At 37.2% G+C, this 17,466-nt stretch carries 9 protein-coding genes; 2 read left to right on the forward strand and 7 right to left on the reverse strand.

Annotation, left to right across the window (positions count from 1 at the left end; all coding sequences use genetic code 11):
- Nucleotides 1-321 precede the first annotated feature (321 nt).
- The 7 genes from EXT43_RS19265 to EXT43_RS19295 all read right to left on the reverse strand — a co-directional run bounded on the left by EXT43_RS19265 (nt 322) and on the right by EXT43_RS19295 (nt 13,303).
- Nucleotides 322-1,938, reverse strand: a complete 1,617-nt coding sequence (locus EXT43_RS19265; RefSeq protein ID WP_130167691.1) for a TIGR04141 family sporadically distributed protein — start codon at nt 1,936-1,938, stop codon at nt 322-324.
- Nucleotides 1,939-2,176: 238 nt separating this feature from the next.
- Nucleotides 2,177-5,650, reverse strand: a complete 3,474-nt coding sequence (locus EXT43_RS19270; RefSeq protein ID WP_130167692.1) for an ATP-binding protein — start codon at nt 5,648-5,650, stop codon at nt 2,177-2,179.
- 1 nt (nt 5,651) lies between these two features.
- Nucleotides 5,652-7,910 (reverse strand): ATP-binding protein, encoded by a 2,259-nt coding sequence (locus EXT43_RS19275; protein ID WP_130167693.1) that lies wholly within the window; start codon nt 7,908-7,910, stop codon nt 5,652-5,654.
- Nucleotides 7,911-7,919: 9 nt separating this feature from the next.
- A complete protein-coding gene (locus tag EXT43_RS19280) occupies nt 7,920-9,188 on the reverse strand; it encodes a substrate-binding domain-containing protein (protein WP_130167694.1) in 1,269 nt (422 codons plus the stop codon).
- A gap of 83 nt (nt 9,189-9,271) precedes the next feature.
- Nucleotides 9,272-10,195 carry a diguanylate cyclase gene (locus EXT43_RS19285; protein ID WP_130167695.1) on the reverse strand — a complete coding sequence of 308 codons (924 nt, stop codon included), beginning with the start codon at nt 10,193-10,195 and terminating at the stop codon, nt 9,272-9,274.
- Nucleotides 10,186-12,297, reverse strand: a complete 2,112-nt coding sequence (locus EXT43_RS19290) for an EAL domain-containing protein (protein ID WP_130167696.1) — start codon at nt 12,295-12,297, stop codon at nt 10,186-10,188. The genes EXT43_RS19285 and EXT43_RS19290 overlap by 10 nt, the downstream gene beginning before the upstream one ends.
- A gap of 601 nt (nt 12,298-12,898) precedes the next feature.
- A complete protein-coding gene (locus tag EXT43_RS19295; protein ID WP_130167697.1) occupies nt 12,899-13,303 on the reverse strand; it encodes a hypothetical protein in 405 nt (134 codons plus the stop codon).
- 993 nt (nt 13,304-14,296) lie between these two features.
- On the opposite strand from EXT43_RS19295, the gene EXT43_RS19300 reads away from it, so the two are divergent.
- Together EXT43_RS19300 and EXT43_RS19305 are read left to right on the forward strand one after the other, a co-directional pair.
- Nucleotides 14,297-15,169: a hypothetical protein gene (locus EXT43_RS19300; RefSeq protein ID WP_130167698.1), complete on the forward strand. Its 873-nt coding sequence runs from the start codon at nt 14,297-14,299 to the stop codon at nt 15,167-15,169.
- Between the two features lie 411 nt (nt 15,170-15,580).
- Nucleotides 15,581-17,389 (forward strand): DUF4365 domain-containing protein, encoded by a 1,809-nt coding sequence (locus EXT43_RS19305; protein ID WP_130167699.1) that lies wholly within the window; start codon nt 15,581-15,583, stop codon nt 17,387-17,389.
- The last annotated feature ends 77 nt before the right edge of the window (nt 17,390-17,466 follow it).

Below are 17,466 nucleotides of genomic sequence, written 5' to 3' on the forward strand. Positions count from 1 at the left end.
GTTACATCATACATAATAATGGGTTAGCTTTAAGGTCCGCCGCATTTATTACTCACCACACATAAAAATAGATGGTTAAAAAACTAACCCAAGGGTTCAAATGCTCTCTTCAAGATGACTGAAGAAAGTTGTCGGGTTAGTCAAAAATAACGCTTCTTACGAATTTACCTCATCTTCGGTTATGCACATGAATTACTCTCAAAAAGCAAAGCCACTATCAAGATAAGTCCTTTTTTCAAAACACTCCTCACTGGTACATAACGCCGCATTCTGCTGCAATTTTGGAGCGCAGCGGACAATTTTTCCAACAGCAGTGCTTTATTAGCTTTTCTTTGGTTTGCACTTTTTAGTCTTTAACCAATTTTGGTCAATATCTATTCTAGATAGTGAAATATTGTAATTTAGCGCCCGCAGAGTTTTTAAAGAATTCTTTAATGTCACCTTTGAGAAAAATGGGAGCTCTTTCGGTATATCTTTGGTTGTAGCAATTGCATAAACCACCCTATACTCACTTGGATCAGGCCTTGGTTTTGGGTCAGCCAATTTGATTGATGCTGGCAATTTGGGGTTCAACTTTTCTCTGTAATCAGAGTCTTTTATAAACGCTTCCGCTGCAACAAACCCTTGAGAGAATAAGTGACTTAGTGTGCTCGAGCTTCTGTATAACTTGACATGAACAAATTCATTTCCACCCTTTATCAAATCACAGTGCTCTAACTTGTCATATGGGCCACCAATCTGAATATTCTTTTTATCCATCAAGCAAAAAACGCTGCTTGCCTTTGCAACCTGCTCGTTGTAGTCGCCCTCGTCGTCATGAGAATATATGGGAAAAGTGAATGGATGAATGTCAATATCGCTGAGGTAGTCATCCACTGCTGATACAAAATCACAGTTTACTTTGTACCATACTCCATTTCTTAAAATATAATGATCGTTTCCAAATTTAATTTCAGCATACAAGCAGCGGTAGACAGGCCAACTTTTAATAGACTGATACTCATTGTTGTTTAAGTGAACTACGTTACTCTTCATTAACTCAACTGTGGGGGGAACATCATTCAGGTATGCTATATAGTCATCGAAAGATAAAACCACATGTCGGAGAGTTTTCTGATACATATCAAATGAATAGCCGATTTGACCTTCCCAGTCTACTATTTCTGGCTCCCCTAACCAGAAATTAGCAACATTGTTACTACTCAAGTATTGATCTAGTTCCAAATCTAGTATTTCAATCTCGTCATAATCCCGAACCCTATTGATATTTTCTACCCAGCTAAATTTATCTGGAAGATTAGAACGATATTGCTTGATGGACTTTGAAAGAATCGCGGGTATATCTGAAAGGTTAGTTTCTACTGCTATTGTCAGAGCATCCCTGCCAGTTACATGACTACCAAACTCTTTTACAAGTGATGTGCCTGTTACCGCATAAAGCATCTCCATCTCAGAATCCAGATGAAGATTAAATATATCTACATCCCGTGTGCTTTGAGTTCTTGAATTCAATGGATTGTGGTCATAACTGGCTTTGTCTAGGCTTCTAAGTTTGTCAGGATCTACCGAGTTCAGCGTCACTTTTAGACCGAAATCACGCTCAATAGACTCTTGTTTTAAAAGGTGAAAACCAGTGCCAAAAGACAGTACAAATGTAGCTCCTGATATTCTTACAACAAATACAGCCCCTACATTTGAAGATGTACCGAATTCAGACGCATTAACTTGGGCATCTGTTGTAAACAATCTAGTCCAAGGAGGAGAATTTTTTGGTGGCTGCTTTTTGATGTAAAGACGGGCTGATTCAGTTTCTGGTAAGTAGAGCTCAATAGGTTGCTTAGTATTTTCTAACTTTATAACATCAGAGTCTGGCTTGCTCCCATCTCTCGCCAAGTAGATAGAAAGTTTTTCTTTTCTGTTTTGCTTTACTTTTTCCATAACTCCCTTCCCGGATAAGTAAGATTAAACTAGTACTCTCATAGATTAGACAAAATAGCTGTTTTAATTGCGTAAACTGTCCGTAATCCTTTGTTGTTTATCCTGTCGGCCTGCTGGTATAACAACTCATAATTGAACAAAAATGTGTCAGATCCGTCGGACGGCTCTATACAATTTCATAAGGTGGTAACGCTCTTTTAAGATATTAGACCTCGCCTCTTTTAGGCTTAAGCTGAGTTTACTTGCTAGAAGTTGTACTTTTTTTAACATCCTCTACTAACTTAGGTATCATTTGTTCAACAGAGGCTAGCTGAGTGCCTATGTCCAAATTACCTTTTTCTGCTATCACCTCAATATCAGAGAATAACTCTCTTAATTTGTTAGCGCTTATTTCACCACACATCCCTTTTAACGCATGCGCTATTTGTCGGACTTCTTCACTATTCCCTTGTTTGTGTTGCTCTATTAGTTCCTGCACTTTAGTAGGCGCTTTAACAATAAACACTTCACAAATTTTGTTAAGTAAGACTTCTTTATTTAATAATCGTGCAAGGGCTTGTTCGCGGTCCCACAGCTTTTCTTCTTTGAGTTCATTTCCGGCAAGAGGAATTGCTTTAGATTGCCCTTCGTAGCTTGATAAAGACCATTTGATGACCTTTTCTAATACTTTAACTGCCTCAATTGGCTTACTCACATAATCACTCATCCCCACAGCTAAGCATTTTTCCTTTTCACCAGCCATCGCGCTTGCGGTCATTGCAATGATAGGAACATCAATAAACGACTTTCCTGCTTTTCCTGTGCGTATTTTTTCACACACTTGATAACCATCTAAAATTGGCATTTGGCAATCCATCAGTATGCAGTTTATTTGCTTCTCATTTGTATTGAAATGATTTAAAAGTTCAATTGCATCTTGTCCATTACTTGCTGTTAAAATATTTATAGGCAGCTCATCTAATGCGCCTTTAGCAACTTCAATGTTGATTTCGTTATCATCGACAATCAATACCGTACAACCTTTTAATTGCTCAATGACATCATCTGCAAGTTCAAAGCCGCTAGTTTCAGAAAGTACATATAATGGTTCACTTTTTGGCACTTCATAGCCAGCTACTTGCACCAGCTCTGTTTGGGTTGCAGGCTTTGTAATTTGAGAAACTTTTGACGCAATACCTTTAGGAAGTGGGTTTCCTGGCTGATGAAGTGTTATAAACTGAGCGCTTTGGTTATTTTCGCTTAAAACTTCAATAATAGAACCTATGTTATTCGTTGTATCATCTTCATAGTCTAAGAACACGTAGTCAAAAACTTTGCTTTTATGTGCGCCAAGCTCTGCCATAGAGCATGTGCTGACAATACCGCCTAGCAAACTGATTGTCTTATCTAAAACCTCCCAAATATTTGGATTACTGCTCGCCACCAAAATGGCTTTATTCTCATAGCATTTTTCAGTACCCTGAGAGTTTTCTCCATTGCAGCGAACTTTAATATTGAAGGTGAAAACACTGCCCTGATTTAAAGTTGAACTGACAGAGATGTCTCCATCCATTAATTGGCATAATTGTTTACAAATAGACAAGCCAAGTCCGGTCCCCCCAAACTTTTCTGATATTGCTGTACTTGCCTGCTGAAACGCATCAAATAATTGTCCTTGTGTACTAGACGCGATCCCTATTCCCGTATCTTGGACCTTCACTTTTAAATTGTGTGTACCTTCTGATATGCGCTCAGAACTAACAATGACTTTGATATAGCCTTTATCAGTAAATTTTATCGCATTACTGATTAAGTTATTTAAAATTTGGGTGAGTCTGAGCGGATCTGTTTTAACATTCTCACAGTTTAAGTCACTGGTATCTAAATATACATTTAACCCTTTATCAAAGGCTCTAATAGCACTCGATTCAACTAGCCTTTCAATTAGCAGTTGTAGATTGATTGTTTTAAGATTTAGATCCAATTTACCTGCTTCGATCTTTGATAAATCAAGTATGTCATTAATTAATAGATTTAAATTTGACGCACTTTGCTCCATCATTTCAACAAGGTTTCGTGATTTATCAGACAACTCTTCTCGTTTTAAAATATTTAAAGTACCAATTACTCCATTAAGCGGAGTACGGAGCTCATGGCTTATATTCGATATGAAAGCACTTTTTATATCGCTATGCTTAATAGCATCATCTTTGGCCTCTGCAAGCGCTTGAGTACGCTTTCGAACTTTCGCTTCTAGTTCTGTATTTAATCGTTTTACTTTTATCTCTGCATCTTTTTCTTTTGTTATATCCCTAATAATTAAAGCAAGCCCGATTAAGGTATTATGCTCAGAAAAAACGGGACTAACAGATATAGCGTAATGAAGCGTTGTTTCGCCAATTTGTTCAGATAATTCATCTTTAATTTGTGATTTTGAGCTTTGTATATCATTAATGTAGGTGTGGGTCGGTAATTTTGAGAGAAACTCAATGTCTTTTGCTGGTTTCCCTAATGCTGTCACTTTAGAAATTGATAACAAACGCTCCGCTGTATTATTTATACTTGTTAACTCCCCCTCTAGATTTAACCCAACGATTGCATCAATAGACCCATCAACTATTGCAGATGCTTCTCTGCGAGCTTCTGCTAATAACTGACTTCTTGTCGCATTTCGATAAAACATGATTAATAGCACAGAGGTGAAAGCTATGACTGCAACTAAAAAACTGTATGTAATGATACGCTTCTCATTAATCAATGCCTCTATATGTTTATCAGGAACTAGAAGACTAAAGTTTATATACCCATACTTTTTACCTGGCCTCGTTTGTACCTTTTCCGAATGAACATAAAACTGTAATTCAGGGTTAAGTTTTGGTTCTATCGTATACAGCCCCTGATATTTTATTTTCTGCTTGTAAAGTTTATCCCACGTTATGTCAGGATTTAAGTCTCGTGAAAATTGATATTCTTCAATAGGATGGTAAACAAAGTCCCCCTCAGAGCTACTAATGATTAACTCAGAGTAATCGAAAACTGTTTGTTTAAGATTATTAATGAGTGAATTCGCATTTACATTCATAATTAAAAATGCATACCGCTTTCCTTTATCACTAAAGATGGGAATAGAAAAACGTAACATTGGCTGGTAGGGAAAAACCACTTCACCAAATTCTTTATTTAAAGTAAGTGATGACATGTAAATTTGACTCGTTTCGAGCTGAGAGCTTGGTAAAAAGTATGGCTCACCACTTTTAGCCTGCAATGAGTAATCAGGCACAGCTTCCACAGATGCGCCTACCCGTTGCACGCGTATTAACTCTTTACCTTCGGCCGTAACAGCAATAACACGGAGTTGCTCAACAGCAAGGTTATTCTCCATAAAGCCAATAAATATGGTTTCTAGACGCTCTTTCCACTGGTTGTATGTAGTACCATCGTATGGATCAATTCCATCATTAAATTCAGCTCTTGGTAAACCAGATATGGGGGGAGTCGAGTATAAAAAGCGGAGATCTGATTTTGACTCAGTAATTGAACTAGTTACTATTTCTTTTAAGCGCTCTTGAGTCTCAGAAAACTCTTGATCAATTGAGCCTAAAACATCATTTTTAACGTGCCCTTCAAAAAAATAAACTGCGAATAAGCCAAAAATGCAAAACACAAAGGAAACTACTGTTAAAAATACCTTCGAACCAACAAAACTTGTACCACCTTTATCATGAATATTCATACTATGTCCGTTCAATATTTGTTCTACACCACTTTAGCAAGATAGACCTTAAAGCGTCATACTCGAGTGGCTTTGCGATATAATCATCCATTCCGGCGTCAAAACAGCGTTGCTTATCAGCACTTAATACATTAGCAGTTAAAGCAATAATTGGCGTATGTTTGAAAGCAGAAAACTCTCTGATTTTTACAGCGGCTTGGGGGCCATCTAATACTGGCATTTGCATATCCATAAAGATGATATCAAATACGCCTAGTTCACATTGTTCAACAGCTTCCTGACCATTATTTGCCATATTTATAGAGGTGATATTAAATTCATTAAGCATCGCTTCAATTACTATCTGATTAATGTCATTATCTTCAACTACAAGGGCATTAATATTCGATAAATCAATGTCTTCTTTTTGCGACATTAGCACAGCGCTATCATGGTCAAAATCCATTGAAGCCAATGTGCGCTTTGATTTTAAATCAAAGTAAAAGTGAGATCCCTCCCCCAATACACTTTCAACTTGTAGAGGTGCTTCCATCAAATCTAATAACTTATTTGATATTGTGAGGCCCAAGCCTGTACCACCAAAACGCCTTGTGATAGACGTATCTGCCTGAGAAAATGCTTCAAATAGTGTACTCAAGTGTTCACTTGCAATCCCAATCCCTGTGTCAGAAACATTAAATGTCAGCTTTACTTCATCAAGTCCAATCTCTTGTATGTTAACTGTTAAAGAAACACTGCCTCGCTCTGTGAACTTTACAGCATTACCCAGTAGATTAATTAATACCTGCTTTAATCGTGTTTCATCTGCCAAAAAAGCCAATTTTTCAACTTCCGGAGACGTAGAGATACAAAGCTGAATATTCTTACTGTTTGCTTGTTCCTGAAATAAATGTTTAAGCTCTTCTAAAAGGTAGCTTAAATCTACAGGCTCAGACTCAAGCTCAATTTTAGAAGCCTCAATTTTACTCAAATCAAGAATGTCGTTGATAATAACTAATAAGCTTGCACCTGAAGACTGTATCAGATGTAGCATCTTGCTTTGTTCTGGTGTGAGCGTCGTGCGGCTTAGCTGGCGAGCCATACCTAAAATGCCATTCATAGGAGTTCTAATTTCATGGCTCATGTTGGCTAGAAACTCTGATTTAACTTTTGTTGTATGCTCCGCGCTTTGCTTCGCTTCAGAAAGGTCTTTACTTAGTTCTCTAAACTTATTAGCAGCCTCGGCTAAAATACCAATTTCGTCTTTTCGTTTTAAATCATAAATCGGAGCTTCCAAATCTCCGTTTAAGAAATGTGTAAAGCTATTTGTTAAGCGTTTAATCGCACGTGTAATTTGCAAGTGAAAGAATGCTGATAGAGTGACAATGTAAATAACAACCATCAAAGCAAGTGCATTTAAAATGCTTTCTGTCATTGAAACCGTTTTTTGAGCATCCCGTTTTATTTGTTTTAGCTGAGTTAACGAATCTTCCCTTAAACTATTTGCAAGCGTACTAAATTCAATTGCATCTCCAGCCATTACTACATTTACTAAGCTTAAATAGTTTCGATTAGCCTGAACACTTTTTGAAAAAGTATTTCGATAGCTATTAGACAAATCGATCATATTTTTAAATTTAGATTTATCTGCAACGTTTTTAGATAGCGAGTTCAGTATTTTTTCAACTTCAACTCTTTTGGCATAATCTTTTTTTGTTAAAAATTGATAAGCATCACGATGCAGCATATGCCATAGGTTAAGGTACTCTGTAACAAACAACTTCTCATTTGTATCAGTAGCCTTCGCTTTTAAATTTTCAAGAAGTGAAATTGCGTTCAAATAAATTTGCGGTAATTCTTTTTCAATTAAGTCATTCCGTCGTGTAAAGCGAAATGTCAGTACTTTTAAATTAGCGCTATAACGACTTACAAGCTCCGTCATACCATCAAGATGAATTTGAATACTTTCTGCGCCTTTTACTACATTAATTTCAGCTAATCGCTTTTCAATACTTTCAAAATTTTCCATGATTTTTTTAAAAACGGGTGCACTACCTGATGCACCATAAACTGAGATATCCCTTTGCATCTCAACAATATCTTTATTAATTTTTAAAATATCTACAGCATAGTTGCTAATCTTACCGATGTTATTAAAAGAGTCCTCAATCGTTTTAAGTCTTTGATTCATAATCAAATAACTCACACTCATAGCGACTAAGACAAGCACCATTGCTAGCGACATTTTGACAGCAAGAGACTTTGAAAAAAAACTTAACAATTTACTTCCTTATGCGTTAAGTAGTTCATACCACTTATCTAAACTGTAATCATAATTTGGCATCACAGTATTCCAAACCGCAATATTCGAAAACCGTTTAATATAACTGCCACCATCCCTTATTTCGCCTGCTTTAATAGATACTTTTCCATCTGTTCCCTTCAAGTCAGTTGACGCTTCTTGTCCTTCATACCAATAGTTCCACTCAGGTTTAGACATAAGCGGTTGGCTACGACTAGGGTTAGAAATGTAATATCCTTGCCTTGCTATAAATGCACCTGGGTAGCCAGATAACCACCAGTTCATATACTCATACGCAGCATCTTTAACATGCCCATGGGTATTTTTTGATAAACACATAACTCCATGCCATGCTCTGTAACCTTCTTTTGGCGATGCATAAGTTACTGGAATGCCTTGCCCATTTAGCGCACTGACACCTGGTGAGAACATACTTTGAATTGTCACACGGTTCATTTTCATAAAATCAACAGATTGCGGTACTGACGTCCAAAAACCTGAAAAATGACCTTGCCGTTTCTTTTCAAATAAAATGGCAAATAATTGGTCAATCTCGGCAATAGTCATATTGCCGAAATCATTAAATTTCATTAATCCTTTAGCTTGAGCAGCTAGAGCAGCGTCAAAAATGCCTATTGTTGGTGCATTCACTAATGCTACTTTCCCTCTATTCTTTTCATCTAATAACCATGCCCAAGATTCTGTTTCGTAGGGAATACCTTTTTCAATAACATTCGTGTTATAGCCAAATGAATCGACATTATGTACATAAGGCATGAAGCTAATTAATTTGGATGGTGTTTCTCCTAACGAACCATCCGGCTGTGCATAAAGAAGCTTATTTGGTGAATCGCCTGAACCTAACTTTGCATCCGGTACAATTTTGCCTGTCTTGGAAAGTGGGTTTATTTCATCCCAATAAACAAGTCTATCAACCTCGATTGGCTGGATTGCATCAGCTTGCCACAAAATATTAATAGAGTCAGACCATTGCTCATACAAATCAAAAGAGCTCGGGTCTGCTGCTGCTTTTTGCAAAACGGCGGCACTTCCCATTGGCGAAAACTCAATGTTTATACCTAGTTCGCGCATTGCTCTTTGTCTAAGCTCTTCTTGCAACGTAACATGTGTTCCCATTACACGAAGGGTTACTTTGTTCTTTGCAAAAACATAAGGGGCTTTAAACGCAAGTGTTGATGCCGCAGCACCAACACCGAGTGTTTTTAGAAAGTCTCGACGCTTATGGGAATGTTCCATTGTATTTCTTGGTAAGTTAACAATCTCCAAAGTATAGGCTATGTTCCTGAGGTTTCTACAAAAAGCAGTAAGAAAAGCCTAAATCAATCACAAAAACTAAGCCTAAAACAGTTTCGCCCATCACTTTTAGCCGCATAAAGCGCCTTATCTGCGCAATTAATTAGCTCATTAAAGCTCACCTTATTTTGATGCTCATAGATAACCCCACCGATACTGACTGTCGCGCGGCCCCAAATAGACTTAACATGCGGGATATTAATCGTCTCAAGCTCAGTTGATATACGGTCACATATGAATTTAACACCTTCGAAGTCAGTGTATGGCAGTATGATAAGAAACTCCTCGCCACCATATCGTATTGCTATATCTTGAGGTCGTTGAATAGAACGCTCAATAACATCAGCAATTAGTTTCAGGCAAGCATCTCCTTGCGGGTGCCCGTATTGATCGTTGTATAACTTAAAGAAATCTAGATCAAGCATTAGCAAACTGAACGGTTTCTTCTCTCTTGAAGTTTGTTTAAAAACATTAGCAACTTCAAGGTCTAAATAGTGCCGATTAAATAAGCCTGTCAATGGATCTTTATAGGTAAGCTCTATTAGTTTTTCTAATCGAAGCTTATTCTCTAAGTGATTTTTTGTACGATGTATCAACGTGGATGCTGTGATGGGTTTACCAATAAAATCGGTAGCTCCGGCTTCCCAGCATGCATTTTGACACTCTGTATCGTAAGTCGAAGTGATGAAAATTATTGGGATATTTTCGAATGTAGCTTTAGCCTTAAGTCGCCTACAAATATCCAGACCACTTATATCCGGTAAATTAATATCTAGTAAAATCAAATCTGGAAGTAAATCCTCACAGGCTTCTAAAACAGCCTGACCAGAAGAGTATGCATCAACAGCAAAATGCTCTTCTAAAATTACACCTAAACTTAGCCTTACCATCTCATCATCATCAACAATGAATACTTTACATTGTGATAATGGTTTTAAACTTAAGGGCATAATATTCCTTCAGCTTTACTGGTTTGAATTAGTTTATCAGCGTTGTCGAATCTCAATGGTTTACTAAGTAAATAACCTTGGCCTATTTGACAGCCAAGCTCTTGCAGTCGATCTTTTTGCTCTAAAGTTTCAATCCCTTCAGCCACAATTTGGAGTTTTAAAGAGTGAGCTAGTTCAATTATAGTCGTTACAATATTGAGCGCTTGCTCATCGTTAAGCATATCGCGCACAAAAGACTGATCTATTTTTAGCACATTTAGCGGGAACAACCTTAAGTATGAAAGACTGGAATACCCAGTTCCAAAGTCGTCAAGAGCAATACTGACCCCCATACCAGAGATAAGTTTTAATTGACTTACAGTATAATCAAAGTTTTCAATTAAGGCCGACTCTGTCACTTCTAACTCTAAATAACGACTTGGTAATTGGGTTCTTTCAAGAATTTCGGCAACAGTATCTACAAGTTTAGTATCTGTGAATTGTTTCGCAGATATATTTACTGCTACTTTAATAGGCAGACCTTTATCAAGCCAAGTTTTCGCTGCAATACAGCTCTTTTCAAGAACTTGTTCTCCTAAGCGAAAAATAAGCCCCGTTTCTTCTGCATATTCAATAAAGTGAACAGGAGAAATAAAGCCACCTTGCCCATCTTTTAAACGAACTAAGCTTTCTACACCAATCAGTGTGTCAGTGTTTAAATCATATTTAGGTTGATAATGAACGTCGAGATCATCTTCATCTAATGCCTTTCTTAGTTTATTTCCAACCTCAAGACGCCTATTCATTTCAACCTGTAAATCATCACTAAAATAGAAGTAACTATTAGCAGATTCGTTTTTTGCTTTGTACATTGCGGAGTCTGCATGGCGAAGCATTTCTTCTACACTTGATGCATCATCAGGGTACACACTTATGCCTAAACTTGCTGAAAGAACATGTTGTTCACCACCAGATCTAAATGGCTTGCTAATAACACTAAGAACCTGACTGACTAATGGCTCTAAACTTAAAGAATTAGCCGAGTGAGGAACAACTAGTGCAAACTCATCCCCACCAACACGAGCAACAGTAATGTCGTTACATGCAAATCGGTCTAAACTATGACCAATATGTGCAATTATCTCATCACCGATATGGTGCCCTAAGGCATCATTAATAAACTTAAACTTATCTAGATCAAGTAACATTAAGCTTAACTTAGTGTCATTAAAAGCAGCCCTAGCAATACCCTGCGTAAGTCTATCGTGAAGTAATACTCGATTTGGTAATGATGTTAATTGGTCATGATGAGATAGATATGTCATCTGCATCGACATAGCTAAGGCTTCGCTCACATCTTGAAATACCATAACAGCGCCGCATTGATTATGGTTTTTATCAAGAATTGGAGCTGCGCTATCTTCAACTCGATGTTCAATTCCTTGCTTACTAATCAATTGCGTATTTAAAGCCATGGCGACAGGTCTATTTTCTTTTAAAGCAACAGATAAAGGATTAATGGACGGTATTTTAGTTGTCGCGTCGCATAACTTCATGACTTCTTCAATATGGCGACCTTTTGCTGCAGTTTGTGACCATCCTGTTAGTCTTTGTGCTACAGGGTTCATGTACACAATATTTGCATTTTTATCAGTAGAAATAACTGCATCTGCAATCGAATCTATCGTAATTCTCAACTGCTCTTTTTCAGCAAATAGTTCTTCTTGTGTTAGCTGTAATACCTTTTCTTGCGTTCTGATTTTTATATGATTTTCAATACGAATTCGACAAAGTCTGAGGTTTAGCGGTTTAGAAATAAAGTCTATCGCGCCTAAAGATAAGGCTTTTTCTTCAATCTCAGGATCGCTGTGAGACGTAATAACAACAGTTCTAATATGTGCCAAAGTAGGCTTTTGCTGTATCACTTCTAAAATGTCAAAACCACTGACTTTAGGCATTTCTAAATCAAGAATCAAAATGTCTGGTCTAATTTTTTCAATCAGCAGTATTGCTTCAGAGCTGTTGTTAGAAGTTGAAATATCTCCAATTCCTTCTAAAGCATGCTCCAGCTGCAAGGTATTAATTTCTTCATCATCAATGATAAGAACGCTGCAATTGTCCATTTAGGGTTCCCCTCAATACTTTGTACCTACTTACAATAACGCTAAAACAGTAAATTTGCGACACACTTTTTTATTAGTCTTAAAATATTATTTTTAGTTTTTTAAGTAGTTTTTGAGGTTGATTTACTTTGCCAGAAAACAGCATATTCAGAACATAAGAAAATATTAAAGTCGTAATCACCTTCAACAGTTTCTAACTTAGAGCTAAAGAAATTAAAGAAAGAAGCAGATTTCACAAAGTCTTCGCTCAAAACAGAGCTTTACAATATTAGGTTAACTCCTTTTGAGTCAGAGATTTATTAGCAAAACGTCAGCTTTATAGAATAGGGTCAATCCTACCAGGTTGCTTTGGTTTGCTTTAGGTATCTTCGAGTCACCTTTAGTTATATTCGTTTTGAGGAATAAACTAGCAAGAATTTACAGTTAAATCTGGGCGAAGTCTTAAATACATATAAAACAGGCCTTATTGGAATTTGAACACAAAAAAGCCCACTGATGTGGGCTTTGGTAAGGACATTAACTAAAACTAACGAGAATTTGATTACCAACTTTTTGTATTAGCTGAGAAAATTTTGCTCAAATCTAAATTGACAGTCACCGATTAATAATCTGTATTATCACTGATACCTGCATCATCAAATCCCCAGTCCGTCGCACCATGGTCGTCATCAAACGTTATGATCCCGCCTTCATCCGATAACATGAAGCTATGGTCTGTGTGGTTTACATGACATTCATCGGTACTTGATATTGAATCTGACAAAGCTAAGTTGTCATTAATATCTATTAGCGATACAGGCTCTATGAGGGGCTCTGAAATATCACTTTCATCTAAAAGCACGCAAGCAGTTGCTGCAGTCATATCTATCTGCGCTGAGAGGTTCAAAGGGTTGGTCAGTATGTCATCACATACATCTGTTTGCATTATTTGTGTGTCTATATCTTCTTCAATAAATGGCTCTACAGAACAATGGCCGAATAGTTTTAAACTTAGTAAGTCTGTCATAATTGCACCTTAATTTTCGTTTTGGCGCTATTTGACTTTAAGAATTTAAAACTCATTTGCAAACATATTTTTATAAAAACTTTTATCGGCTAAAAAGTTTTCAAAGATAAAAAGTGTTGACTGCTTTTATCAATGGCTTTGTTTCTCGTGCAGCGCTAAACACCAGCCTGTTTACGGCTCAACCACAGCTAATGCTGTGCAGGCAAACCATCTTATCTATCTCATAATTCGTTCTCCTAGGCTCTTTGTAGAGCTTGTTTATTAATAAAAGCAAAGATACTCGTCCCGCTACAATTCGAGATTCTGTATCTGTTTTTTGTCAACGAGATAATCGTATACGCATTATCAAAGATTAATAAAAGTAGATTATGCAGAAAGTGTTCTGGTGTTAATTACAAAGCGAAGCGTCATCTCGTATCAAAGCAACCGCTTTGACTGCAACAAAAAGCAGTTGTGAAACAACTCAATAAATCGCGTAGTAAGAATAATTGCGAAGCCAATTTTCGAGCGCAGCAGCGCATGTCCGACTGTGGCGGACTAACCCCGCTTTTGTTTTTGTGGAGCAAAAATTTACTGTGAAATAGCGAAGCAATGAAACAGTAAACCTAAAAGTGAGGACACGAACGACTGCCAGCTTTACAAGCAACATGATTTATCAATGCGCAGCCTGGCATGGCAAAAGGGGGGTTAGTGCGGCGCAAGCCGGACATGCGCTAAGCGTCAACCCTAGAAGCGAACGCTTCGTGGAGCTAGCTCGTTGACGGATGTCAACATTAGAGCTGGCGTGGGTTGTAAGCGTTTAATCGCAAAGTGAAACCTTTGCGATTAATGAAGTGAAACGTCTTATTTAGTTTATTTATAAGTAGTTTCATTAGGTGTGGTGAAGCAAATGCTTCTCCTAATGAAAAACGATAATTCTTCGCTATGTTAGCAAAATTCGTATCACTCAAACCTTCATATCTCCTAGTAAACAAATCACGATGGAGATAAAAAATGACGATAGATAAAGATACTTCCGATATTACCAACAGTAATGTATATCTGCCCTACTTTGACATCGATATGCATTACAAAAAATATAAAAACCGACGACAACAAGGCCAAGTAAAACTAGAGTGGACAATAAAATATGCAATGCGGTTTGGATTTGTATCAGCCATTGTATGCGCAGAGATATGGCAAACAAGTAGAGCAAAAACCTTAGAGTTTTTAAACAAACTCGTCGGTATGGGATTACTTCAAGCAGCGAAAACAATTCGTGCGGCAGATGGTCGCGTCTATGTATTATCATATACAGGCGCTCAATATGCGCGTGAATTAACACAAATTGACTTCCCTTATCGCTCAACATCAGAGCCAATACACCAAGTGAATCAAAATTCCATTATGCATGACAGCATTTTAAGCTTAGTTCTCGCGCTTGGTATTCAAAATAGTAATACAGATGGTACACCGAATCCGCTATGGAAAGCCTATTTGACTGAGTTAGAGTTTAAACGCCTATTTCCATCAAATGATGTAAAAAACGTTGATGCGCTAGTATTGCTAAACAATAACGAAGTCGCTGCAATTGAAATAGAGCACTCATTCAAGCGAAAACAACAGCATGAACAAAGTATTTTAAAATTTAAAAGCGCACTCTTTGGTGAGCAGAAATTATATGACAAAGTCTTTCTCATCGTAGCTTCAACAAAAATACAGCAAGACACACAGCGCTTTTATAAGCAGCTACTCAATGAAATGCCAACAAGGTATGACAAGAAAACAAATCTGCCACTGTTGACGGAGCGAGAAGCTGAGATACTGAAAGATAGAATAATTATTAGAACCAAGTTTATTAACTTGATAAATGATAAATTTTACTGAAATTCAATAATGCTTGCAATTAAGGTTACATGAAGAGTTTAATTTATGAGTGATTAATAAATTATAGCGCTCAGCTTTCATTAACTTACCTTGATGTAATACTAATAATGCAGGTTCAAATAACTTCTCTCTATCTAAAGCTATTTAAAACATGCTTCCTAAGGCCCGTTTTGAGTGTTTAGCGAGGGCCACAACAACTTAGCGAATTAGCTTGACTCTGTAAAACGGACATTCGCCTAAATGGTCTCTGCCCAAGTTAATTTTGTATGCTTATAGCTTACATGCCTTAGGTTCAAATTTTGTAGTAATTAGAATACTCTGACATAACTCTTAACATGACTTGCTCTATGTAATTTGAATTATTCTAGCTTCCTGTTAGAGTAAAAATCTTCAAGGTTATCAGGGGTCAGTATGAATGCAGGTGAGATCGGCGCAGCCGCAGGGAGAATTTTTAACTACAAAGCGCCACTTAATTGGATTATCCGAAGTCAAGAAGACCAAGATGATCATGGTATTGATTGTGAAATTGAACTGAAAGATGCAAACGGTATAGCTCTTGGTCAAGAGAGCGTTTTTAAAATTCAGCTTAAAGGTCAAGAAAGATGTTCATTTATTGAGGGTGGACATAAGCTGTCTTTCTCGGTTTCTCGCGCCCGTCTTCAGTATTATCTCAACTTCAATATTCCAGTGATTTTGGTGGTTGTTGAAGTGTCTAAAGAAGATGTTTACTGGGTTTCTGTGACTAACAATCAAAAGATCTTGGAGAAAGTAAGAAATTCATCTACTGATACTTTGACTGTTCATTTACCTGTTGAAAATAAGCTGGAAAGAAACGATTCCACAGCATTTGATAAACTGTTGGTGTCAGTACAAGAATGTTGGGACTTTCTGTCTTTAAGAGACCTTAAGCTTGCGGTAAACAACTGTAAAACTCTGCAACCAGAAGCTTTAAACAAATGTATTGAACAAGTTGGTGATGCTTTGTTTAAAGCTTATCATATGAAGTTAGAGCAACTCCTCATTGCTGGGTCATATGGTGAACTATATCATCAAGCTGGTGACATAATTCAATCTCGCGTTGTGCCAGCCAAAGATCGTTTTTTAGCTACTCTTTACTTTGACTATGCCTTTAAGGTTGCTCCTTATAAAAAAATAAAGAATGAGCAGATTGAAGAACAGTTGAAACTATGTGAATACTTAGTTGTCTTTGCAAGAGAGCAAAGAGAGAGTGCTTTACGGCTTACCGCAATAGCTAAGGCTAGAAGTTCGCTATTTAGCTTCAAGGTAGAGCAACTATATGCACAGCATCATTCAAATCAAAATTTCAAACCTGACAGTTTTGAATATTTGTTTATGAACAGAGAAATACACAAGCAATACCATGATGCTTGTGCTCAGTTGCAAAAAATCATAAACCTGTGCCATAGATTCATTAACCTCAGTCAGTTTAATATCTTGGCTGATTTGATGTGTGATTTAGCTTTGTCTCTAGGTACGTTTAAAACTATTCATAATGCACGTGGCTCAAATGAAGCGATCGTATTCTTGGATGAGTGGTTTGAAAAAATGCTGCACACAGTATTGATGTACTTATCAATTATAAGCGACATGAGGAAAATTGAGCTGCTTTACCTAATGTTCAATATACAGTCAGAGCTTAAAACTATTGTTAAGTTTGACGTTAGAGCTTTAATCATTGAGCATTGCCCTAGTGCTCAGGATTTTTTGGATGTACTTGATAAAGAAATCGCCAATAAGAATGAACCGAAGTCATTTTTTGAGGCAACTATCGAAGATCAAAAACAATTGTTTACGGATAGGGCTAAGAATCTTGGTATGGACCCAGACGATCCTTCTTCGAGAGAAGGTCATTTTATAGCAATAGGTTTAGCCAATTATGATCCTACAAATGTTATTGGTCATTGTGAGCACATGTTTGTTGATTACCGACCGCGAGGGATGATAGCCCAACAGTTAGGGATGCACTCTTTGAGTATGCCTATTATGACTTGCTTAAAGCACAAACACATAGGTGTCACTGGAAACTTGTTGATCGAAGCATTTGATAGTTCTGTGGGAGTAGTCTTAGGATTTAAGCAAAGGCACTGTGATAAATGCTCGGACTGTTCACCAAGACCTAATGAATGGGTTTGGAATTTGAAATGGCAACTAGAAGAGCGTGCAAAACATGTCGAGTGGCTTGATAAGATAGATTTTTAAACCGCTAAAGCAAGTCATTTAGAAATCAAAGAATAGAGGTACTATACAGCACCTCATTATAGGCAATTAAGCGTCGT

This window comes from Pseudoalteromonas sp. CO109Y, from assembly GCF_004208935.1.
Taxonomy (GTDB): Bacteria; Pseudomonadota; Gammaproteobacteria; order Enterobacterales; family Alteromonadaceae; genus Pseudoalteromonas; species Pseudoalteromonas shioyasakiensis.